This is a genomic window from Neobacillus sp. YX16 (assembly GCF_030123505.1).
In the GTDB taxonomy this organism is placed as follows: Bacteria; Bacillota; Bacilli; order Bacillales; family Cytobacillaceae; genus Neobacillus.
Window position 1 is genome coordinate 354,110 of record NZ_CP126115.1, and the last position, 23,742, is coordinate 377,851.

The 23,742-nt window shown below is 40.9% G+C and carries 20 protein-coding genes; 17 read left to right on the forward strand and 3 right to left on the reverse strand.

Translation table 11 applies throughout. The features are described from left to right. Nucleotides 1-4 precede the first annotated feature (4 nt). The 4 genes from purM to purD are packed head-to-tail and all read left to right on the forward strand — an operon-like array spanning nt 5 to nt 4,429. On the forward strand, nt 5-1,030 hold the full coding sequence (purM, locus tag QNH48_RS01845; protein ID WP_283953517.1) for a phosphoribosylformylglycinamidine cyclo-ligase: 1,026 nt from the start codon (nt 5-7) through the stop codon (nt 1,028-1,030). Beyond that, nucleotides 1,027-1,629, forward strand: coding sequence for a phosphoribosylglycinamide formyltransferase (gene purN / locus QNH48_RS01850; RefSeq protein WP_283953518.1), 603 nt, complete (start codon nt 1,027-1,029; stop codon nt 1,627-1,629). Before purM ends, purN begins: the two co-directional genes overlap by 4 nt. Next, complete coding sequence (gene purH, locus QNH48_RS01855) at nt 1,604-3,142, forward strand: bifunctional phosphoribosylaminoimidazolecarboxamide formyltransferase/IMP cyclohydrolase (RefSeq protein ID WP_283953519.1); 1,539 nt, start codon at nt 1,604-1,606, stop codon at nt 3,140-3,142. Before purN ends, purH begins: the two co-directional genes overlap by 26 nt. A gap of 15 nt (nt 3,143-3,157) precedes the next feature. After that, nucleotides 3,158-4,429, forward strand: coding sequence for a phosphoribosylamine--glycine ligase (purD, locus tag QNH48_RS01860; protein WP_283953520.1), 1,272 nt, complete (start codon nt 3,158-3,160; stop codon nt 4,427-4,429). 322 nt (nt 4,430-4,751) lie between these two features. On the opposite strand, the gene QNH48_RS01865 is transcribed toward purD, so the two are convergent. Beyond that, a complete protein-coding gene (locus QNH48_RS01865; RefSeq protein WP_283953521.1) occupies nt 4,752-5,042 on the reverse strand; it encodes a YgaP family membrane protein in 291 nt (96 codons plus the stop codon). A 166-nt stretch (nt 5,043-5,208) separates the two neighbouring features. Here QNH48_RS01865 and QNH48_RS01870 point away from each other — a divergent pair, with 166 nt between their 5' ends. The 12 genes from QNH48_RS01870 to QNH48_RS01925 all read left to right on the forward strand — a co-directional run bounded on the left by QNH48_RS01870 (nt 5,209) and on the right by QNH48_RS01925 (nt 21,879). Then, nucleotides 5,209-6,951 carry an adenine deaminase C-terminal domain-containing protein gene (locus tag QNH48_RS01870; RefSeq protein WP_283953522.1) on the forward strand — a complete coding sequence of 581 codons (1,743 nt, stop codon included), beginning with the start codon at nt 5,209-5,211 and terminating at the stop codon, nt 6,949-6,951. A gap of 71 nt (nt 6,952-7,022) precedes the next feature. Beyond that, nucleotides 7,023-8,069, forward strand: a complete 1,047-nt coding sequence (locus QNH48_RS01875) for a DUF3048 domain-containing protein (protein WP_283953523.1) — start codon at nt 7,023-7,025, stop codon at nt 8,067-8,069. Between the two features lie 27 nt (nt 8,070-8,096). Next, nucleotides 8,097-8,408, forward strand: a complete 312-nt coding sequence (locus QNH48_RS01880; RefSeq protein WP_283953524.1) for a YerC/YecD family TrpR-related protein — start codon at nt 8,097-8,099, stop codon at nt 8,406-8,408. A gap of 284 nt (nt 8,409-8,692) precedes the next feature. Continuing rightward, nucleotides 8,693-9,376, forward strand: coding sequence for a heptaprenylglyceryl phosphate synthase (gene pcrB / locus QNH48_RS01885; protein WP_283953525.1), 684 nt, complete (start codon nt 8,693-8,695; stop codon nt 9,374-9,376). A gap of 65 nt (nt 9,377-9,441) precedes the next feature. Further along, nucleotides 9,442-11,703, forward strand: a complete 2,262-nt coding sequence (pcrA, locus tag QNH48_RS01890; RefSeq protein ID WP_283953526.1) for a DNA helicase PcrA — start codon at nt 9,442-9,444, stop codon at nt 11,701-11,703. 98 nt (nt 11,704-11,801) lie between these two features. Further along, nucleotides 11,802-13,808, forward strand: coding sequence for an NAD-dependent DNA ligase LigA (gene ligA / locus QNH48_RS01895; protein WP_283953527.1), 2,007 nt, complete (start codon nt 11,802-11,804; stop codon nt 13,806-13,808). 13 nt (nt 13,809-13,821) lie between these two features. Beyond that, entirely contained in the window at nt 13,822-14,988 is a 1,167-nt protein-coding gene (locus tag QNH48_RS01900; RefSeq protein WP_283953528.1) for a CamS family sex pheromone protein, read from the forward strand. A 128-nt stretch (nt 14,989-15,116) separates the two neighbouring features. Next, entirely contained in the window at nt 15,117-16,664 is a 1,548-nt protein-coding gene (gene pruA / locus QNH48_RS01905) for an L-glutamate gamma-semialdehyde dehydrogenase (protein WP_283953529.1), read from the forward strand. Nucleotides 16,665-17,032: 368 nt separating this feature from the next. Then, on the forward strand, nt 17,033-19,447 hold the full coding sequence (gene nirB / locus QNH48_RS01910; RefSeq protein ID WP_481858450.1) for a nitrite reductase large subunit NirB: 2,415 nt from the start codon (nt 17,033-17,035) through the stop codon (nt 19,445-19,447). A 6-nt stretch (nt 19,448-19,453) separates the two neighbouring features. Then, nucleotides 19,454-19,774 (forward strand): nitrite reductase small subunit NirD, encoded by a 321-nt coding sequence (gene nirD / locus QNH48_RS01915; RefSeq protein WP_283953530.1) that lies wholly within the window; start codon nt 19,454-19,456, stop codon nt 19,772-19,774. 37 nt (nt 19,775-19,811) lie between these two features. Further along, nucleotides 19,812-21,248 (forward strand): uroporphyrinogen-III C-methyltransferase, encoded by a 1,437-nt coding sequence (gene cobA / locus QNH48_RS01920; protein ID WP_283953531.1) that lies wholly within the window; start codon nt 19,812-19,814, stop codon nt 21,246-21,248. Between the two features lie 19 nt (nt 21,249-21,267). Next, nucleotides 21,268-21,879 (forward strand): NAD(P)-binding protein, encoded by a 612-nt coding sequence (locus QNH48_RS01925; protein ID WP_283953532.1) that lies wholly within the window; start codon nt 21,268-21,270, stop codon nt 21,877-21,879. An 81-nt stretch (nt 21,880-21,960) separates the two neighbouring features. Here QNH48_RS01925 and QNH48_RS01930 read toward each other — a convergent pair whose 3' ends face one another. Further along, nucleotides 21,961-22,137, reverse strand: coding sequence for a hypothetical protein (locus QNH48_RS01930; protein WP_165979221.1), 177 nt, complete (start codon nt 22,135-22,137; stop codon nt 21,961-21,963). A gap of 165 nt (nt 22,138-22,302) precedes the next feature. Here QNH48_RS01930 and QNH48_RS01935 point away from each other — a divergent pair, with 165 nt between their 5' ends. After that, on the forward strand, nt 22,303-23,355 hold the full coding sequence (locus tag QNH48_RS01935) for a glycoside hydrolase family 15 protein (RefSeq protein WP_283953533.1): 1,053 nt from the start codon (nt 22,303-22,305) through the stop codon (nt 23,353-23,355). Between the two features lie 53 nt (nt 23,356-23,408). Here the strand turns inward: QNH48_RS01935 and QNH48_RS01940 are convergent, their stop codons facing one another. Then, nucleotides 23,409-23,615, reverse strand: coding sequence for a hypothetical protein (locus tag QNH48_RS01940; RefSeq protein WP_283953534.1), 207 nt, complete (start codon nt 23,613-23,615; stop codon nt 23,409-23,411). Between the last annotated feature and the right edge of the window lie 127 nt (nt 23,616-23,742).

The window sequence follows — 23,742 nt, forward strand, 5'->3', positions numbered from 1 at the left end:
CATCATGGCGAACGCTTATAGAGAAGCAGGGGTAAACATCGAAGCAGGTTACGAGGCTGTTGAGAGAATGAAAAAGCATGTACAAAAAACAGCCCGAGCGGGTGTGTTAGGCGGGTTAGGTGGATTCGGCGGAATGTTTGACCTATCCTCGCTTAACCTAAAAGAGCCTGTTCTTGTCTCAGGAACAGACGGAGTGGGCACTAAGCTTATGATAGCTTTTTGGATGGATAAACATGATTCGATTGGTATTGATGCCGTTGCGATGTGTGTTAATGATATTGTCGTCCAAGGGGCAGAGCCTTTGTTCTTTTTAGATTACATTGCATGCGGGAAGGCTGAACCTGAAAAAATCGAGGCAATTGTAAAGGGCATTGCAGATGGCTGTGAACAGGCTGGATGTGCACTTATCGGTGGAGAAACAGCTGAAATGCCTGGATTATATAGTGAAAATGAGTATGATCTTGCTGGCTTTACGGTTGGTGCCTGTGAGAAATCCCAATTGATTACGGGGGAAAATATCAAGTCAGGCGATGTGCTGATTGGATTAGCTTCGAGTGGAATTCACAGCAATGGCTATTCACTTGTTCGCAAGGTTTTCAATAACTGGTCATTAACAGAATATGTTGACGAGCTCGGAAGCAGCTTGGGAGAAGAGTTACTTAAGCCTACAAAAATTTATGTAAAACCGGTTCTGTCAGCTTTAAAGAAATTTGAAGTAAAAGGAATGGCCCATATAACCGGCGGCGGTTTTATTGAGAATATCCCTCGGATGCTCCCTAATGGACTTGGGGCAGCCATTTACGATAAAAGCTGGGAGATCCCGCCGATTTTTAATCTAATCACAACGGTTGGACAAATCAATCAGCAGGAGATGTATAACATCTTTAATATGGGTATCGGAATGGTAATGGCCGTTGATAAGAATATCGCCGCAGATTTAATTGATCATTTGAAGCAATGCGGGGAAACTGCTTATGAAATTGGTGTGGTAACAGAGCAAGAAGGAATTATCCTAGGTGGTCGCCAATGAAAAAAATAGCTATTTTTGCTTCAGGAAGTGGCAGCAATTTTCAAGCGATCATTGATGTAGTGAAAGCTGGAGAACTTGAAGCTGACATAGCACTGCTCGTTTGTGACAAGCCTGAAGCCTTTGCTATCAAGCGTGCCAATGCTGCACAAATCCCTGCATTTGCTTTTAATCCGAAAGAATATAGCTCCAAAGAAGCCTATGAAAAGGTTATTTTGGAGAAATTAACAAGCTTTGGTGTAGAATTTATTGTACTCGCAGGTTATATGAGGCTAATAGGTCCAACCTTACTCGGAACATTTTCTGGCCGAATTGTTAATATCCATCCTTCGCTTCTTCCTGACTTTCCTGGTAAAGACGCGATTGGTCAGGCGCTGGCGGCAAAAGCGAAATGGAGTGGAGTTACCATTCACTTTGTTGATGAAGGAATGGACACCGGACCCGTTATTGTCCAAGAACGAGTCCAACTGAGTGAAAAGGAAACAAGAGAAAGCCTGCAGCAGAAAATACAAAATATCGAACATAAGCTTTATCCATCTATCCTGCAAATGCTGTTAACGAGAGGGGAAGTTAAAAGTGACAAAAAAGCGCGCACTTATTAGTGTTTCTGATAAAAATGGTATTTCTGATTTTGCTAAAGAATTAGTCAGCTTAGGTTTTGAAATTATTTCAACGGGCGGAACAAAAAAGGCACTTCAAGAACAAGGTATTCCTGTCCTTGGAGTAAGCGAAGTAACCGGCTTTCCAGAAATATTAGAAGGTCGTGTAAAAACGTTAAATCCTTTTATTCATGGCGGCTTACTTGCAAAGCATGATGATGAACAGCACCAAAAGCAGCTTGAAGAACATAGCATTGATCCTATTCAAATTGTTTGTGTGAATCTTTATCCTTTTCAACAAACGATTGCAAAGCCAGATGTAACGACTGAGGATGCAATTGAAAATATAGATATCGGCGGTCCAACGATGTTACGTGCTTCAGCTAAAAATCATCAATATGTAACAGTGGTTGTTGATCCAGTTGATTATAAACAGGTAATTGAGGAATTAAAAGCAGACGGTAAAACGACACTTGAAACACGTAGAAAGCTTGCGGCAAAGGTGTTCCGCCATACAGCAGCATACGATGCCCTAATTGCTGAATATATGACAGAGCTTGCACAGGAAGAAACACCTGAAAAATTAACCGTTACATATGAGCTGAAGCAGTCGCTCCGTTACGGGGAAAATCCACATCAAAAAGCTGCTTTTTATAAAAAACCACTTGGCTCCACGTTCTCTATTGCAAATGCAGAACAGATTCATGGAAAAGAGCTTTCTTATAATAATATAAACGATGCAGACGCAGCTTTGCAGATTGTAAAAGAATTCTCCGAACCTGCAGCTGTTGCCGTGAAACATATGAATCCTTGTGGTATCGGTACGGGTACCAATAGTTTTACTGCTTTTGAAAAGGCGTTTGCTGCAGATCCTGTTTCTATTTTTGGCGGAATCATTGCCTTTAACAGCGAAGTAGATGCAGAGACAGCTGGCAAGCTCTATGGGATTTTCTTAGAAATCATTATTGCGCCTTCCTTCACGGAGGAAGCATTATCGATCTTAAAAGCCAAAAAGAACCTGCGTTTACTAACGGTTCCATTTACTTTTGCCAAGAAACCAGAAATGAAGCTGACTACCATTGAGGGCGGGCTGCTTGCACAAGAGCAGGACACGTTTACGTTAGAAAATGCAACGATTAAAGTAGCTACGAAAAGACAGCCAACGGAGCAGGAATGGAAAGCATTAAAGCTGGGCTGGAAAGTAGTCAAGCATGTGAAATCGAATGCCATTGTCGTAACGAAAGAAGACATGACAATTGGAATTGGTGCAGGACAAATGAACAGGGTTGGCGCTGCTGAAATTGCTTTAAAACAAGCCGGTGAAAAAGCAGCAGGAGCGGCACTCGCCTCTGACGCCTTCTTTCCAATGGATGATACGGTAGAAGCTGCAGCGAAAGCAGGAATTACCGCAATCATTCAACCAGGCGGTTCCATTCGCGATGAGGATTCTATCAAAAAAGCGGATGAATATGGAATTGCTATGGTGTTTACCGGAGTTAGACATTTTAAACACTAAAATGGGGTGAGATGTGTGAAGGTTCTAATCATTGGCCGAGGCGGAAGAGAACATGCTCTGTGCCGAAAGGTAAGTGAAAGCTCGCTGGTTGAAAAAGTATATGCAGCTCCGGGTAATTACGGAATGGAAGATGTTGCTGAACGTGTTCTGATTGAAGAAAATAATCATGAACAACTTATACAATTCGCAAAGGAACAGGGAATTGGTTTAACGATAATCGGTCCGGAAGTTCCTTTACTTGAAGGGTTAGCTGATAAATTTGAAGCTGAAGGTCTAGCCGTATTTGGACCACGCAGATTGGCAGCTGAAATTGAAGGAAGTAAATCGTTCGCAAAGGAAATCATGAGAAAGTATGAGATTCCTACTGCTGACTATGCTGTATTCACTAATTATGAGGAAGCAAAGCAATATATTGAAGAAAAAGGTGCTCCTATCGTCATTAAGGCAGATGGGTTAGCGGCTGGAAAAGGCGTTACCGTTGCTTTAACCCTGGAAGAAGCCTTACAAAGCACCGAAGAAATGCTCGTTGGTCAAAAATTTGGTGAAGCTTCAGCCCGAGTGGTAATTGAAGAGTTTCTAAGCGGTGAGGAATTTTCACTTATGGCATTTGTGAATGGAGAAGTGGTGATACCACTAGAAATCGCTCAAGATCATAAACGTGCCTTTGATGGTGATAACGGTCCAAATACAGGCGGAATGGGTGCTTATTCTCCAGTTCCTCATATTGAGCATGGAATTGTTGAAACGGCTATTGAAACCATTCTTAAGCCTGCTGCTAGGGCTATGGTTCAAGAGGGAAGAAGCTTTTGTGGAATCTTATATGCAGGTTTAATTGCAAGTGAAAATGGTCCAAGGGTTATTGAGTTTAATGCCCGTTTTGGAGACCCAGAAACACAAGTGATTTTACCAAGATTAAAGTCCGACTTGGTTCAGACCATCTTAGAGGTTTTGGACGGTGGTAGCCCTGAGCTTGTGTGGGATGAACAATCAATGGTTGGAGTTGTGGTTGCAGCCAAGGGGTATCCAGAGCAATATGAAAAAGGTGCAGTTCTTAAAGGAATAGCTGACTTTTCAAAGGAAGTATATACCTTTCATGCAGGAACCAATAAAAACGAGCTAGGCGAATTTGTTACTGATGGAGGCAGGGTTCTCTTAATAGGAGCAAAAGCTGAGAGTTTAAAGGATGCACAAGATACTGTCTACCGTGAGCTTGAGAAATTGTCATGTGACGGTGTTTTCTATCGAAAGGATATCGGTTCGAAGGCTATCGGGCGCATCTTTTGTTAGAGCGTCGGATAAATACGTATACAACAATACGCCGATTAAGCTGATGACATATCTAATTAATATTCCTAAAACATAACAGGTACCTTTCTTTCAAGGGCTGACCATCTCCGGTCAGCCTGTTTTTTGTGTGTAGTTTTTTGGTGCTATTCGTTACCGTAAACCCTAAAAATACGAGGAGAGGGGCACGAATAGTGATTATTCATTACCGCAAACCCCAAAAATACAGGGAGAGGGGCACGAATAGTGACTATTCGTTACCGCAAACCTCAAAAATACGAGGAGAAGGGTACGAATAGCATTCAAGCTAATCTTTTTTGCGAAATTATGATGGATTGTACGGCAGGACTTCATCAACATCCATTTCGTTCGAGCCGTCGCCAAGGGCAAGTGGTGTTTGCTGCTCCATTTCCTGATATCTTTCGAATAGTGCAGTTACCGGGCAAAAACGAACAATTCCCTCAGCCACCTTCATTGCTCCGCAAATAGCAATCAATAAGTAGGAGTCTCTCCATGGAAACTTCACCATTTTGGCGGTACTCCAAGAAAGAACGGTAAGCCCAATCGTAATCCTTATTAATGCGTTTAATATCCCAATATTTTTAGTAATGTTCATTATGTTCACTCCTTCACAAAATATTTACAGTGAATATCCAATTCTTTAATGCGTTAAACAGTAAAATATGTTAGTATAAAAATAAACAATTTTGTAAGGGCTTTCTTTATTGATAAATAAGGTTTTATTATAGATAGATAGCTTCTAAGAAAGGGAGGGGTATCGTATGCTGGAACAACGTTATCGATGGAAAAATAAACATTTACGCATGCATGTATCCGTTTTAGATGGGAAAACTTCACCAACCACTTTGTTAAAAAATGCCTTGTATTTAAATCAAACATTTCGCCAGTGGATGCGCGCGAATATTTGGATATATGAAGATCGGATTGTATATGTCGGCGAGAATTTGCCGGCAAATTTGGAAAACTGTGAAATCATTGACTGTACAAATGAAATACTTGTTCCAGGATATATTGAGCCACATGCCCATCCTTTTCAATTATATAATCCCCATACTCTGGCGGCCTATGCATCCCAGTTCGGAACAACAACCATCATTAATGACAACATGTCCTTGATTATGAATTTGAAGAAAAAGGAAGCGTTTTCTTTACTGAAGGACTTACGTTCCATCCCAACAACCATGTTTTGGTGGTGCCGGTTTGATCCGCAAACTGAAATTTTAAATGAAGAAGATGTGTTTTCCCATAGCAATATTAAGTCTTGGTTAGAGCATGACGCAGTTCTCCAAGGCGGCGAGCTGACTGGCTGGCCTAAATTGTTAGACGGCGATGATATGATGCTGCATTGGATGCAAGAGACAAAAAGGCTGCATAAAAAGATTGAAGGGCATTTTCCGGGGGCATCGGAGAAAACATTAGCTAAATTGATGTTGTTAGGAGCAGATAGTGACCATGAGGCAATGACTGGTGAAGAAGTATATAACCGCTTAATGCAGGGGTATATGGTTTCATTGAGATATTCCTCCATTCGTCCTGATCTGCCAGATTTACTCGATGATATGAAACGATTAGGAATAGAGGCCTATGATCGGTTAATGTTTAACACAGATGGTTCAACATCCACTTTTTATGAGCAAGGAATCAACGATCAGATGATTCGAATTGCCATCGAAAAAGGTGTGCCTGTAATTGATGCCTATAATATGGCCACAGTAAATATTGCTCGTTATTACAACATTGACCATCTGCATGGCAATATTGCAACTGGCCGTGTAGCGAATATCAACTTCTTATCAAGTATTGAAAATCCCACACCTCATTCTGTCCTTGCAAAAGGAAAATGGGTAAAACGTGACGGTCAAGTGATGGACGCGTATCATTCCATTAATTGGGATGAGTATGGGCTTAAGCCAATGGAACTGGACTGGGCATTAAGCGTTGACGATTTACAATTTTCCATGCCGTTTGGGATTAAGATGGAGAATTCAGTTATTACCAAACCATATTCCATTGCGATTGATGCCTCAGGAGATGAGTTATCAACCGACCACGATGAATGTTTCTTCACGCTGCTAGATCGGAATGGCAAGTGGAGGATTAATACGTTGCTAAAGGGATTTGCAACCAATCTTTCAGCACTCGCTAGTTCATTTTCTAATACAGGAGACATAATCTTAATTGGAAAAAATAAACGTGATATGCTTGCTGCCTTCGATCGAATGAAGGAATTAGGCGGTGGTATTGTCATGGTTGAGGAAGAGCAGGTTGTATGCGAAGTACCGTTAAGGCTTAATGGAATTATGTCAAACCTCCCGATTAAGGAATTAATAAACGAAGAAAAGAAATTGCTTGTGGAATTAAGAGAGCGCGGATATTCCTTCTCAGATCCGGTTTACAGCTTGTTATTCTTTTCGGCTACTCATTTGCCTTATATTCGAATTACCCAACAGGGAATGTATGATGTTATGAACAAAACTGTACTCTTTCCGTCGATAATGCGTTAAAATGTTAAAGTAATTATTTGGATATTATCGTCAGAATTCTTTTAGAAAAGAGATAGGAGTGTTTTTGGAAAATGAAGAAATGGGCTGTTGCAGCAACAGCAGCTCTTTTACTGCTCTCTGGGTGCAGCGATAAAGAAAAGGTGAATGGACCTAAGGAGCCGGTAAAAGAAGTTGAGGATGTAGTACAAGAAGAGGTAGAAAAGGATTTACCTTATCACTATCCATTAACTGGTGTGGGTTCAGAGACTAAGACCGATGGCAGAGCAGTCGCAGTTATGATTAATAATCATCCAGAAGCAAGGCCGCAAACAGGTTTAAATAAGGCAGACATCGTCTATGAGCTTCTTGCAGAAGGAGATATTACTCGTTTTCTAGCTGTTTTTCAAAGTGAAAAGCCGGAGAACATTGGTCCAGTAAGGAGTGCAAGGGATTACTATATGGAGATTGCAAAAGGGCTGGATGCTTTATATATCACTCATGGATCGAGCATGGAAGCAGAGCAAATGATGAGGCAAGGGTATATCGATCATATTGATGGGATGATTTATGATGGCACATTGTTTAAAAGGGCCAGCTATCGAAGAGCGCCCCATAATTCCTATATCACGTATGAAAATATCTTAAAAGGTTCGAAACAATTGAACTACTCGATGAATCAGACGCCGCCTCCCTTTACTTTTCTAAAAGAAGAAGAAAAGAAAACTGTAACTGGGAACGAAGCAAATGTAATAAAAATTACTTATTCTGCTGGCGGAATATCCAATTCCAATTATGTGTTTGATGCCGCCACTGGTAAATACAAGCGTTTCTCAGATGGAGAGCAAACCATTGATTTAGATACAAAAGAACCGATCCTACTAGTTAATCTGTTTATCGTTGAGGCTAATCATCAAATTGAGGATGAAGTCGGTCATAAGTCTATTGATTTAGAATCTGGCGGAAATGGTTACTTGTTCCAAATGGGCAAGGTAATGGAAGTGGAATGGAAAAATGATAACGGTCTAATCGTTCCTGTGAGAAATGGTGAAGTTGTTCCGTTTGTACAAGGGAAAACGTGGGTCAGCGTTGTTCCAACAAATCCTGGCCTGCAATCAAGTGTTTCAATTAATGCAAAATAATACTTTATGAATTAAGGGGTAAAACATATGCAAATAAATAAATTACGTGGAAAAGAGCTTGATCAGTTATTCCAAGCTGTTCTTTCCTTGAAGGATCTTGAAGAATGCTATGCCTTTTTTGATGACTTATGCACTATTAATGAAATTCAATCATTAGCACAACGTTTAGATGTTGCTAGAATGCTTCGTGAGGGAAACACCTATCATAAAATTGAGACCGAAACTGGTGCAAGCACGGCAACAATCTCACGAGTAAAACGCTGCTTGAATTTTGGGAATGATACCTATGAAATGGTATTAGAGCGAATTAAAACAGAAGAAACAACTGAAGAAAAATAAACGAAACCGAAGACATAGCTCTTCGGTTTTTTTTATCTAGCTCCAGCGCCTAGGGGCTCGGGATCATAAGCCAATCTGTCAAGAAGGTTAAAGAGCAACCTTCTAGCCAGCTCGTCTTATGCCTGTCGCCCCGAGGAAAAAATGAACTGCTTTTTTCCCTGTTCAAGGCGCTTCCGCTTTTTATTTTGGTTAAAGTTTCTATTATTTGAATTAGTGTTTTCTTTTTTTATCGAATGTGCTAATGCTATAATGGTTTAATGTAGGATGAATGGGAGGATCTTGGGATGTATGATTTTCGCGAGTGGCGCCATGTGTTTAAACTCGATCCAAATAAAGAGATAACGGATGATAGGTTAGAAAAAATATGCGAATCCGGAACAGACGCAGTTATTGTTGGAGGAAGTGATGGGGTAACCCTGGAAAAGGTTCTTGATCTTATGGCTCGAATTCGCCGCTATACTGTTCCTTGTGTCCTCGAAGTTTCAAGTATTGATATCGTTACCCCTGGCTTTGACCTTTATTTTATTCCGACAATTTTAAATAGCAATGATCCTAAGTGGATAACCGGACTTCACCATAAGGCAGTAAAAGAATTTGGTGAAATTATGGATTGGGAAGAGATCGTCATGGAAGGCTACTGCATATTGAATGAAGAATGCAAGGCAGCTAAACTGACGTCAGCCATTACGGAAGCCTCAACCGAAGAAGTAAAGGCGTATGCCATGATGGCGGAGAAAATGTTTCATTTGCCAATCTTTTATCTTGAATATAGCGGTAAATATGGTGACCCTCAATTAGTTTCGGAAGTTAAAAAGGTACTTGAGGAAACAGTACTATTGTATGGCGGGGGAATTTCATCCGTTGAGCAAGCCGTTGAAATGGCCAAGCATGCAGATGTCATTGTGGTAGGAAACGCCATTTATGATCATTTTGAACAGGCGTTAGCAACAGTAAAAAGTGTACGGTGAAAATTTGCTTAATTGGGTATAAAGAGTTAAAATAAGAACAAATGTTTGGTATGGTGGTGAAGGAATTGCAATACTTATCAGAAAAGCTTTTAAATGGGTTAAACCCAGAACAACAAAGTGCAGTAAAAGCAACGGACGGTCCGCTTTTACTAATGGCAGGTGCAGGAAGTGGAAAAACGAGAGTACTAACACACCGTATAGCCTATTTAATCGTTGAGAAACGTGTAAATCCTTATAACATATTAGCGATTACCTTTACAAATAAAGCAGCTCGCGAAATGAGAGAGCGTATCAGGAAAATGATGGGCGGTGCAGCCGAAGAAATTTGGATATCTACTTTCCACTCTATGTGTGTAAGAATACTGCGCAGGGACATTGACCGAATGGGCTTTAGCCGAAACTTTACGATTTTAGATACTGGTGATCAGCAATCAGTCGTTAAAGGAATTCTTAAGGATAAAAACCTTGATCCGAAAAAAAATGACCCACGGGCAATTTTAGGGGCTATCAGCTCAGCGAAAAATGAATTGATTGGTCCGGAAGAGTATGCAAAAACTGCTGGGGGTTATTTTGAACAAACCGTCAGTGATGTTTTCACAGAATATCAGAAACGGTTACGGAAAAATCAAGCTCTCGATTTTGATGACTTGATTATGATGACGATTCAGCTATTTCAGCGTGTACCGGAAGTACTTGAATATTATCAACGGAAATTTCAATACATTCATGTGGATGAGTATCAGGATACAAACCGAGCACAGTATATGCTGGTCAAATTTCTCGCAAACCGTTTTAAGAATCTATGCGTTGTCGGGGATTCTGATCAGTCGATTTACCGCTGGCGGGGTGCAGATATTGCCAATATCCTCTCGTTTGAGAAGGATTATCCGAATGCTGCGGTAATTCTCTTAGAGCAAAACTATCGTTCCACAAAGAGAATTCTATTAGCTGCAAATAAAGTCATCGAAAATAATGCAACACGTAAAGCGAAGAACCTTTGGACAGAAAACCCAGAGGGAAACAAACTGGTTTACTATCGTGCAGATAGTGAACAAGGTGAAGCACAGTTTGTTGCAGGGAAAATCAAAGAATTAACAAAGGGCGGCAAGTACAAGAATTCAGACGTCGCCATCCTTTACCGGACTAACGCTCAATCCCGTGTAATGGAGGAAGTGCTGTTAAAGTCAAATATTGAATACAGCATTGTCGGCGGAACGAAGTTCTATGACAGAAAAGAAATCAAGGACATGCTTGCTTATTTGAGGCTTATTTCTAATCCTGATGATGACATCAGCTTACAGCGTATTATTAACGTGCCAAAACGCGGTATTGGGTCTAGCTCAGTAGATAAAATGGCTGACTTTGCTGCCATGCATGATATTTCTATTTTTCAGGCGCTCGACTCTGTTGAGTTACTAGGATTAAGTCCAAAGATTACTAAGGGCGCTAGAGAATTTAGAGATTTAGTTAAAAACTATACTCAAATGCAAGAGTTTTTATCTGTAACGGAACTGGTAGAGGATATTTTAGATAAGTCCGGTTACCGTGAAATGCTAAAGGCAGAGAAATCAATCGAAGCCCAAAGCAGGCTCGAGAACTTAGATGAATTATTATCTGTTACGAAGAACTTTGAAGATGCGAGTGAAGATAAGAGCTTAGTTGCTTTCTTAACGGATTTAGCACTAGTCGCCGATATTGATTCGTTAGATGATGACGGTGAAAAAACAGATTCCATTACTCTTATGACCTTGCATTCTGCAAAAGGGCTAGAATTTCCAGTCGTCTTTTTAATTGGATTGGAAGAAGGAGTTTTCCCTCACAGTCGTTCATTAATGGAAGAAGCAGAAATGGAAGAAGAGCGACGCTTGGCATACGTAGGCATTACTCGAGCGGAGCAAACTCTTTTCATCACAAATGCTCAGATGAGAACGTTGTACGGACGTACTAGCATGAATCCTGCATCCCGGTTTATCAGTGAAATACCGGAGGACCTTTTAGAAGGTGTGGAAAAAGAGGAGAAACGGGTGAATACTCCTTTCGGATCTAGAGGGACTTCTTTTGGAAGAAGCACATCTGGAACGACAGGAACCTCCATCGGAACACCGGTAACTAGAAAACCAGTCATGAGGCCTTTAGCTGCATCTACTGGCGGAGATACCGTCGGCTGGAGGGTCGGCGATAAAGCTGAACATGGTAAATGGGGCATTGGAACAGTGGTAAGTGTTAAAGGAGAAGGCGAAGGAACAGAGCTGGACATTGCCTTCCCAAGCCCAACCGGTATAAAGAGACTGCTTGCAAAGTTCGCTCCCATTACAAAAAAAGTATAGAAAAAAGCGTAAACCCATAGGCGCTGAAGCTAGACAAAAAGAATTGCCCCTGCTATGGGGCTATTCTCGTATAATTTCTCAATGAAAGGGCTGGATATATGGACCTTCAAACAGCGGAATTGAAAGTCAATGAACTAAGAAGCCTATTAAATCAATATGGCTATGAATATTATGTACTCGATAAACCTACAGTGCCTGATGCAGTGTATGATCGTTTGATGCAGGAATTGCTAGAGATTGAGGCAAGCTTTCCGGAATTAAAGACACCAGACTCACCATCTGTTCGAGTTGGCGGTCAGGTACTAGATTTATTTGAAAAAGTAGAGCACCGCACATCTATGCTAAGCTTAGGCAATGCTTTCAACGAGCAGGATTTAAAAGATTTTGACCGCCGTATTCGCCAGGCGGTAGGTGATGATTTCAGCTATGTTTGTGAATTAAAGATTGATGGTCTTGCTGTTTCCTTGCGTTATGAAAATGGTTTGTTTATCCAAGGAGCAACAAGAGGAGACGGCACCATTGGCGAGGATATTACGGCTAACTTAAAGACTATCAAATCGATTCCTCTCCGTCTGCGGGAAAATGCAACATTAGAAGTCCGCGGTGAAGCATATATGCCGAAAAGCTCCTTTGAAGCGCTAAACAAAGCAAAAGCAGTACGTGGTGAAGAATTAGCAGCAAACCCACGTAATGCAGCAGCAGGTTCTTTACGCCAGCTTGATCCGAAAATAGCTGCCACCCGAAACCTTGATGTCTTTTTATATGGAATTGGCGGTGGTGGTGAAATGGTCGCGGCATCCCATAGTGAAGGACTTGACTACTTAGATCAACTTGGCTTCAAAACAAATAAAGAGCGACGAAAGTGTCCTTCAATTAACGAGGTTATTGAATATGTAAATAGCTGGGTTGATAAACGCCCTAATTTGCCATATGAAATAGATGGAATTGTTATCAAGGTAGATTCCTATGAACACCAGAGCAAGCTTGGAACAACTGCGAAAAGTCCGCGTTGGGCGATTGCTTATAAATTCCCTGCTGAAGAAGTCGTTACAACTCTTTTAGATATTGAATTAAGCGTTGGCCGGACAGGTGTTGTCACTCCAACTGCCATTTTAAAGCCGGTTAAGGTAGCGGGTACAACGGTTCAGCGTGCATCCTTGCATAATGAAGACTTGATTCGAGAAAAAGATATAAAGATTGGCGATCAGGTGGTTGTTAAAAAAGCTGGGGACATTATTCCTGAAGTAGTTAATGTCCTTGCTGACCAACGAACTGGTGATGAACGTGATTTCCAAATGCCAACGCATTGTCCAGAATGCGAAAGCGAGCTTGTCCGTTTTGAAGGTGAAGTTGCTTTACGCTGTATTAATCCAAAGTGTCCGGCGCAGATTCGTGAAGGACTGATTCATTTTGTATCACGGGATGCGATGAATATTGACGGTCTAGGTGAAAAGGTAATCAGCCAGCTTTTTGCCGAAAAATTAATCTCGGATGTTGCGGATATTTATAAACTAACCTATGATCAGCTGATAGCCTTAGAGAGAATGGGAGAAAAATCAGTTACGAATCTGTTAAAAGCGATTGAAGCATCTAAAGTGAATTCATTAGAAAAGCTTATATTTGGACTAGGTATTCGCCATGTTGGTGCGAAAGCTGCAAAAACACTTGCCCAAAGCTTTGATACGATGGACAAACTAGCTGTTGCAACGAAGGAAGACTTGGTTGGAATTAATGAAATTGGAGATAAAATGGCAGATTCGGTCGTTGCCTTTTTTGAACAAGAAGAAGCGGAAGCGCTGATAAAGGAATTAACAGAGGCCGGAGTAAACATGGAATACAAAGGAGCAAAACCAGTTTCAGCACAAGAATCAGATAGTATTTTTGCTGGAAAAACAGTCGTTCTGACAGGTAAATTGGAACAGCTCTCTAGAAATGAAGCAAAAGAGAAGATTGAAGCTCTTGGAGGGAATGTTTCAGGGAGTGTCAGCAAGAAAACGCACCTTGTTATCGCTGGTGAAGATGCGGGTTCAAAGCTTACGAAGGCCGAGGAGCTAGGAATTGAAGTTTGGGACGAGGAGAAGCTCTTGGTAGAATTAAATAAATAAGAGGTGTATCGATGTGAGAAAACTCTCATTGCTCGCTCTTTCCCTTGTCATTCTTCTCAGTGGATGCGCACCAAACTTTCAAAAGCAGGAGAATGTTGTGCAAACAAAGGAAGAAGCGGAAGAGAAAGCAATTATTCCGAAATATAATATTTCCGACAATTATTATCGGACGATTTTACCGTTCGAGCCTGGGGAAGCACGCGGATTAATAGTTGGAAATATTAATACTAGATATGACATTAATGAATTTGAAACAGGTTTGATGAGGATTGCGCAGCATCAATTTGACCCTAAAACCTATTTATTCCGTGAAGGACAGGAATTAAAGCGGAACACTGTGAGATTATGGTTGAATCGTAAATTTACGGCGGCACAATTAAGTGAAGAAGGTTTAAAGGAAGATCAAAATATTGGATTAAACCCGCTTTTGGAAGACGGCGCAGATTTTCAGGAAGGAAATAGTAATAATCCTATCTACTTAGCCCACATCTTAGAACAAGATTACCTCATCAAAGGAGAAGATGATACAGTCAAATTGGGGGGTGTCGTTATTGGACTAGCACTAAATTCCGTCCATTATTTTCGTACTGCAGTAGGTGAACCTTACTTTGAGAGGGAGATTGACTTTGCCGAAATGGAACGGGAAGGGAAAAAGATAGCCGAAGAAGTCCTTAAACGTCTCCGAGCAACGAAAAATTTGAAGGATGTTCCGATTACCATTGCTCTATTCGAGCAACAGAGCAGATCTTCTGTTGTACCCGGCACTTTTTTCACCTATGCCAATGTTGATAAAGGAAGCTCAACCATTAATGCTTGGGAGCCTGTTTCTGAAAAGTATTTCTTATTTCCATCAACTGAAGCTCAAGAGGCGCACCGTGATGATGTAACAGCTTTTTTAAACTTTAAGCAGGATGTTGAGGAATATTTTCCAAACTTTAACGGTGTTATTGGCCGGGCCTTCTATATTGGAGATCAATTTACTGATTTAGATATTACGATTCCGATCCAGTTTTATGGAAAATCAGAGGCCATTGGGTTTACTCAATATGTAACGGGTCTTGTCCTCGAGCATTTTCCAAATTATATATCCGTTTCGGTAAGTGTAACGAGTGTTGACGGGCCAGAGGCACTAATTGTCCGCAAGGCAAACGAAGCCGAACCATTTGTGCATATTTACTAACCTGACTTATTGGTCAGGTCTTTTTTTACCAAAATATGCTCTTTAAGGCTATCCATTGATAGCTATAAAAGAAACATGTTAGAATGTACAAGGATGTTATGTTTTTTAATACATAGGAGGTTTTAGATATGGTGCAACCTTATAAGCATGAACCATTCACAGATTTTACAAATGAAGAAAACCGTCAAGCATATTTAAACGGTTTAAAGACAGTTGAGAGTTACTTAGGCAAAGATTACCCGCTTGTAATCGGCGGCGAAAGAATCACAACTGAAGATAAAATCGTTTCTTATAATCCATCTAATCATAAAGAGGTAATTGGCAGCGTATCCAAAGCTAGCAGGGATCATGCGGAACAAGCCATGCAGGCTGCAGTTGAGGCGTTCAAAACTTGGAAAAAAGTGAAAGCTGAAGTACGTGCGGACGTATTATTCAAAGCAGCGACCATTATTCGCCGCCGTAAGCATGAGTTTTCTGCTCTTTTAACAAAAGAAGCAGGTAAGCCATGGAGAGAAGCGGATGCTGATACAGCGGAAGCGATTGACTTCCTTGAATATTACGGCCGCCAAATGCTGGCACTTAAAGATGGCGTTCCAGTAAATAGCCGTCCTAACGAGTTTAACCGTTACAACTACATTCCACTAGGTGTTGGAATCATCATTTCACCTTGGAACTTCCCATTAGCAATTATGGCTGGTACAACAGTTGCAGCGATTGTTTCTGGAAATACGGTTCTACTTAAACCTGCTTCCACGACTCCTGTTGTTGCAGCGAAATTCGTTGAAGTCATGGAAGAAGCAGGTCTTCCTAAAGGCGTATTAAACTTCGTACCAGGAAGCGGTGCTGAAGTGGGTGACTACCTAGTAGACCATAAAGATACTCGTTTCATCAGCTTCACTGGTTCACGTGATGTCGGACTTCGTATTTTCGAACGTTCTTCAAAAGTAAACCAAGGACAAGTTTGGATGAAGCGCTTAATTGCTGAAATGGGCGGAAAAGATACCATCGTGGTTGACTCAGAAGCAGACCTTGAGCTTGCTGCACAATCAATCGTGGCAGGAGCATTTGGTTTCTCTGGTCAAAAATGTTCAGCATGCTCTCGTGCCGTTATCGTTGAGGATGTTTATGATAACGTATTGAACCGTGTTGTTGAATTAACGAAGGAATTAACAGTAGGTGACCCAACTGAGCAAGGAACATTTATGGGTCCTGTTAATGACAACAATGCTTTCAAGAAAATCATGGAATATGTAGAAATCGGCAAGCAAGAAGGTAAGCTAATGACTGGCGGCGAAGGTGACAATTCTAAAGGTTACTTTATACAACCAACAGTAATTGCCGATCTTGCTCCAGATGCACGAATCATGCAGGAAGAAATCTTCGGCCCAGTGGTCGGTTTCACGAAAGCGAAGGATTTCACGGAAGCAATTGAAATTGCAAACAATACTGAGTATGGCTTAACAGGTGCCGTTATCACGACTAATCGTGAGCACCTAGAGCAGGCTCGTGAAGACTTCCATGTTGGTAACCTATATTTCAACCGTTCATGTACAGGTGCGATTGTTGGATATCAGCCATTCGGCGGCTTCAACATGTCTGGAACTGACTCCAAAGCAGGCGGTCCTGACTACTTATTGCTTCATATGCAAGCTAAGACTACATCTGAAATGTATTAATATCCAATTTTTAAAGCCCAATTCATATGAGTTGGGCTTTTTAATTTATGATTTATGGAAAATAATGTCTAATGGTCCATAACCCCTTGAAAATAGTCCAAAACTATAAAAAAAAAGTCCATAACTCACTGAAAATAGTCCAAAACCCCACAGAAAAAGTCCATAATCCCACAAAAATAGTCCATAACTTTTTCCCCCTTCAAATTTCGTATTGATATTTGACAATAATGTGAAATGATTCACAATCTAACGTTGAGTTGTGAAGTACGTCACAATCAATCAGCTCCTCAGCATTTACAATGTTTTTATAGATGAAAACATAATTAACGTAAATTCATAGATAAACCACTATAAAGGAGCGAATCCACATGAAAAAACTAGTGATGATCGGAAACGGGATGGCGGGAGTTAGAACAATAGAGGAAATTCTTAAACTTTCACCAAATCAATTTGAAATTACTATTTTTGGACAAGAACCACACCCAAACTATAATCGCATAAAATTATCAAATATCCTTCAAGGGGATGCAAGCTTTGAAGATATTATTATTAATCCATTAGACTGGTATAAGGAAAATGATATTCAGTTATTTACTGGTGAAGCAGTAACAAAGATTGATTTAAAAGCAAAGAAGGTATTTTCCGACGAAGGTCGTGAAGTAGAGTATGACGAACTCATTATTGCAACAGGCTCCAATTCTTTTATCCTGCCAATTCCAGGTGCGGACAAATTAGGCGTGACTGGGTTTCGTGATATAAAAGATTGTGAAATGATGATCAATTCAGCGAGTCAATACAAAAAGGCAGTGGTAATCGGAGGCGGACTTCTTGGTCTTGAAGCGGCAAGAGGATTACTAAACCTTGGAATGAAGGTTGACGTGGTACACTTAATGCCGAGTTTAATGGAGCGTCAGCTAGATCCAATTGCATCATCCCTACTTAAAGCAGAGCTCGAATCACAGGGTATGAACTTTTTAATGGAAAAGGAAACGGTTGAAATCATCGGGGATGAACGTGTTGCTGGACTTCGTTTTAAGGATGGGTCTTTTGCGAGAGCGGATCTTGTTGTAATGGCAATCGGGATTAAGTCGAATATCGGTGTGGTAAAAGACAGCGGAATTTATGTGAATCGCGGTATTGTTGTTAATGACTATATGGAAACAAGTGCACCGAATGTCTATGCTGTTGGTGAATGTGCCGAGCATAGGGAGATTGTTTACGGCTTAGTTGCGCCATTATACGAGCAAGGTAAAATTCTGGCGGAAAGAATTTGTGGGAAAGAAGCAGCGCCATATGAAGGCTCAGTAACAGGAACTCAGCTTAAAGTCGCTGGAGTGGACCTTTACTCAGCAGGAGAAATTTTTGAAGATGGTACTACTAAATCCATTATGGTCTATAACGAATACGAAGGTATCTATAAAAGGGTATTAGTCCGCAATAACAAAATTGTTGGGATTGTCCTCTATGGTGATACAAAAGATAGTACAAGATTGTTCCGAATGCTGACCAAAAAAGAGGATATTACGGGGGTATCCATTTTTGAATCACAATGTTCAGCTGAGAGCGGTAGCGGCGACATTGCCTCAATGCCAAATGATGAATTGGTATGCGGATGTAATGGTGTTACAAAAGGCGCGATCGTTGAGGCAATCAAAACGCAGGGTTTGACCACACTTGATCAAGTAAGCCATTGTACCAATGCCGGCCGTTCTTGCGGACGCTGTAAGCCGATGGTGAATGATATTTTAGCTTATACACTTGGTGACCAATTCGATGCCGCTGCAGCGCAAAAAACAAGCATTTGCAGTTGTACAACCATCAGCCGAGAAGAATTGATCGCTGAAATTAAAGAAAAGGGCTTAACAAGTGTTAAAGAAGTAATGAACGTTCTTGAATGGAATAACGAAGAAGGATGTACGAAATGCCGTCCGGCTATCAACTACTACCTTGGCATGATTCACATGGATGAATACAAGGATGATCGTGACTCACGCCTTGTAAATGAGAAAATGCATGCGAATATACAGAAGGATGGAACATACTCAGTTGTACCTAGAATGTATGGCGGTGTGACAACAGCTGCTGATTTGAAAAAAATTGCTGTGGTTGCTGAAAAGTATGAGGTGCCATTAGTAAAATTAACCGGCGGACAGCGGATTGGCTTGTTCGGAGTGAAAAAGGAAGACCTGCCAAGCATGTGGGAAGAGCTTGATATGCCATCAGGTTATGCATATGGAAAAACACTTCGTACCGTTAAAACTTGCGTAGGTGCACAATTCTGCCGCTATGGTACACAGGATTCAATGGCACTTGGAATTGAACTTGAGAAGAAATTTGAACGTCTTGATACACCACATAAAGTAAAAATGGGTGTGTCTGCATGCCCAAGAAACTGTTCAGAGGCAGGAATTAAAGACATTGGCTTTGTTGGAATTGATGGAGGCTGGGAAATCTATGTTGCCGGAAATGGCGGTGTCGATCTTCGTGCTGGTGACCTATTAGCTACTGTCAAAACAGAAGCTGAGGTTATGGAAATGACTGGTGCTTACCTTCAATATTACCGAGAAACAGCTAATTACTTGGAGCGTACTTCAAAGTGGGTAGTACGAGTTGGCTTAGAGCATGTAAAAGAAGTCCTGGCAAACGAAGAAACGAGAAAAGCATTGAATGAGCGCATGGATCAAACGTTGAAGAAGTACATTGAACCTTGGAATGAAGCAATCGAAAGTGAAAATATTAAAGATAAATATTATGCAGTTCACACTGTAAAGGCTGGAGAGTGATTATAAATGATTTTAACAAAAACTCGGACCCTAGTTGCTAATTATTCTGTTCTCCCAGTAAGGGCTGGATATTCTGTAAAACTACATGATAATGAAGTAGCGTTATTTAAAGTTACAAATGGTAAGGTATTTGCGATTGAAAACCGAAGTCCGCATCCAAAAGGTGGTGTTTTAACCGAAGGTCTAGTGAGCGGTGAGTTTGTTTTCTGCCCAGTCTATGATTGGAAAATCTCATTAGCTGACGGGAAAGTTCAAGCACCAGATGAAGGCCAGGTAAAGACCTATCAGGTGGAAGTAGAAGAAGATAACGTTTATATTATAAAATAAGAGCTTTATACAAAGAGTTTGGAAGGATGGCTGCAGGATGAAAACAGGAAAAGTATTTCTAGTAGGAGCAGGGCCGGGGGATGTTCGCTTAATCACTGTAAAGGGTATGGAGGCAATCCAGCAGGCTGAAGTTATTTTATATGACCGGCTTGCCAATCCAAAGTTATTGGAGTTTGCTCCTGATGATTGCGAGCTGATTTATTGCGGTAAATTACCTGACCGCCATATTTTACGCCAAGAGAATATCAACGACCTTTTAGTTGAAAAAGCACTGGAAGGTAAAGTGGTGGTCCGATTAAAGGGCGGAGATCCTGGTGTTTTTGGACGAGTTGGCGAAGAAGCCGCAGCCCTTGCCCGCTATCAAATTCCATTTGAAATTGTTCCTGGTATTTCATCGGGGATTGCAGCCCCCCTTTATGCAGGAATTCCTGTTACCCATCGGGAGTATGCAGAATCGTTTGCAGTTGTAACGGCGCATGATAAATCAGTTGATGGCAAGCCAATGCTGGATTGGGAAGGCCTTGTCCGCGGTGTTGATACGATTGCTTTTTACATGGGTGTTGGAAATCTGCCATATATCTGTGAAAATCTTATCGCTCATGGCAAACCAGCGGCCACGCCAGTGATTTTAATTCAGTGGGGAACATTCGGGCGCCAGAAGACCTTACAAGGAACTCTAACAGATATTGCAGCAAAGGTATACGAGGCTAAGTTTAGCAATCCATCGATTATTCTTGTTGGAGATGTCATTTCCCTCCGAGAAAAAATCAGTTGGTTTGAAAAAATGCCCTTGTACGGCAGTCAAATATTACTTGCCCGTACTGGTGAAAGTGTTAGTGGCATAGCGAAGGAATTGATGGAAAAGGGCGCAGACGTTATCGAGTTTCCTAAATGGAAAAAGACTAAATTGCCTGTTGAATTAGGTAATATTATGGACTACGATAAAATTTTGTTCTCCTCGCCTGAAAACGTCGGTGAATTTTTTAATGCAATTATTGAAAAAGGGATAGATATTCGAAAAGTTAGAGCTGAGTTCTATGGCTGCTCCAGTAAATCTATTAAAGCATTAAGAGAGCGCGGTTTTATTGCTAGACTCATCGAAGGCATGCCACAGGAAGGAAGCTTACTGGTTGTCGGGGAGAATAATAAATATGAGTTTGAAAATGCCGACTTCCTAGTCACGAGTAAAAAAGCGCTAGACCAGCAGTTCCTGCCAATTTTTCAACGTATGCTAGAAGAAGCCGAGGTAAATACGATGGTATTTCCAAGCGCGGCATCCGTTGAAGTATTTATCGAGAGCCTGAAGGAATGCGGTATAGATGTGTTTGAACTTTTAAAAGATGTACAAGTGGTTTGCATGGGACACATGACAAAAGAGGCAGCTGAACGCGTGGGCTTGGTTTCAGATGGAATGCCCGATTCTCCAACAAGAAAAGCTTTGGTAGAATACTTAATCCAGTCTAGGAAAGCCTGAGGAAAGGTGGGATGAATACTTGAATTCGAACTATCCGATTATGTTAAGGCTCGAGGGGAAAAAAGTAGTGGTCATAGGCGGCGGCAGGGTTGCAGAGCGGAAAGTAGCCGGATTGCTTGGTACGGGCTCGCTTATCACCGTGATCAGTCCCCAAGCTACAGATAAACTAAAAGGGCTTGCAGGTAGTGGATGGATAGAGTGGCTAGAAAGGTCCTTTTCAAAAGAAGACATTGAAGGCGCGTTTTTAATTTTTGCTGCAACGAATGACAATGTGTTAAATCAGTCTATTAAAATGGCAGCGAGCGAACAACAGCTGGTGACCATTGCGGATGACCCGGAAGGATCGGATTTTCATGTGCCTTCCCATATTCAGCGAGGGCGATTGAGCATTGCTGTATCAACAGGCGGCGCTAGTCCAACACTGGCAAGGAAAATAAGGGAACAGCTTGAGCACCAATTTGATGAACCTTTTGAAGAGTATCTAGAATTCCTATTTTCAGCCAGGAAGCGAATTTTAAAAGAAGTGAAAGACCCCTCTAGAAAAGGAAAAATATTAAATGCAATCGTAAGTGAGGAGTTCTTGAAAAGTCCAAATCGCGAAGCTGACTTGTCCCGATTACTGCAAGAATAAACCAGTGCTTATAAAAAAGTAAGACATAAGAAATGACGTGTGAATTCCTTAATTCGTACACGTCATTTCTTCTTTATAGTATTACAAATTTATATGGTCGTTGTTGTACCTTTCCAATTGTTCTTGTAGGTTTTCTATATAATCCATCATGGCAATCCTCACGATAGATGGATAATAACGGCTGTTAAGCTCTTGTTCACATTCCTCTAAATCCATCTTTTTAACAGCAATAATTTTGCTTAATTCATCCACGCTCATTGCTAGTCACCCCTACTATTAAAAACTTCATGCTTCCCCACTCTCCTAATCTATTTTTATAGTATTCAGCATAGACAACTTTTTCATAGTTTATACACGTCTTTTTATTGTATAAAAAGACTGTAAACGGGCTAAAAAGAAAGGTAAAAAGTAATCGAGGTTGAAATGATGAATGAGAGAATATTTCACAGCTATCAAATTTTAGATCAATTACGTTTGCCGCATGGATTGTATTTGGCCTCTTCGTCAAAGGACTATCATTATGTCTGGTTACGGGATTCTTTTTATATGTCCTTGCCTTATTTGGAAAAAAACAATCAAATTTATGAAATGACCTACCACCGGATATTGGACTTATTTAGAGAATACGAATGGAAGTTGGATATTCATACCGTTCAAAGGCCAAGAGAGCAATGGGAGTACATTCACGCTAGATACTCTGCTTCTGAAGTAAAGGAAATTGATACACCTTGGGGACATGCTCAGCATGATGCCATTGGAGCCATACTATGGGGAATTGGGATGGGTCAAAAAAGGGGTAAAAATATAATAAGAGATGATAAGGATCACGAGATTGTACAAAAGCTGGTTGGCTACTTAGGCTGTGTACAGTACTGGGAAGACGCAGATAACGGCATGTGGGAGGAATGGAGAGAAATCCATTCAAGTTCTGTCGGGGCGTGTGTGGCAGGCCTTCAGGCAGTAAAAGATATAGTATTTGTGCCAGGAGAATGGATTACGAAGGGCAGGCAGACCATTACTAATCTTTATCCACATGAAAGCAGTGACCGTCCATTTGATTTAGCGCAGTTGAGTTTAACCTTCCCATATGGGGTTTTGATGGGGGAGGAAGCGAGAGTGGTGGTTGACCAAATTGAATCACACTTATTACGTGAACGCGGGGTTATCCGGTATAAAGGGGATTCCTATTATTCCACAGTTGAACATGAAGGAAGGCATCACGATTTACCTTTTTATTATGGGACCGAGGCGGAGTGGACCTTTGGGCTGCCATGGCTGGCACTTTGCCATTTAGAGTTAGGTAATGTTGAAAAAGCAAATCATTTCATAAAACTAACAGAAAAGGTAATGCTCAGTGATGGGAGTTTGCCAGAACTGTATTTTGCAAGAACAGATAGCTATAATTCCAATACACCGCTAGGCTGGGGAAGTGCGATGTATATCTTAGCAAAAGAAAGATATGAACGCATTTCATAAATAGGAGGGCTGTCTCGGAATATTTCGACAGCCCTTTTGTTTTTTCCTACCGTTTATTCCGATAAAGAGGATTTAGCTGCATTTTGTGCTTGCGTTACTGCACTTAACGCAGAAGAGATTTCGTTGGAAGCTTGTTTCATCGCTTCCTGAGCTAGAGTAGGGTCTGAATTTGCCTTTTCAATTGCTTGACTCAGCAGGGTTTGTGTCAGTGTAACATTAGCTTTCGCTTGATTTAATTGATTGACATCGATTTGTGGCATAACATCTATTCCCCCTTAATTAATTTTGAATCACCTCTATATAATGACCTTCCATCTGCTAAATATTATTGGAAAAATTCACCTTTTAACTGAATGAATCAGATTGGAAATAATACTTAAAAAAACT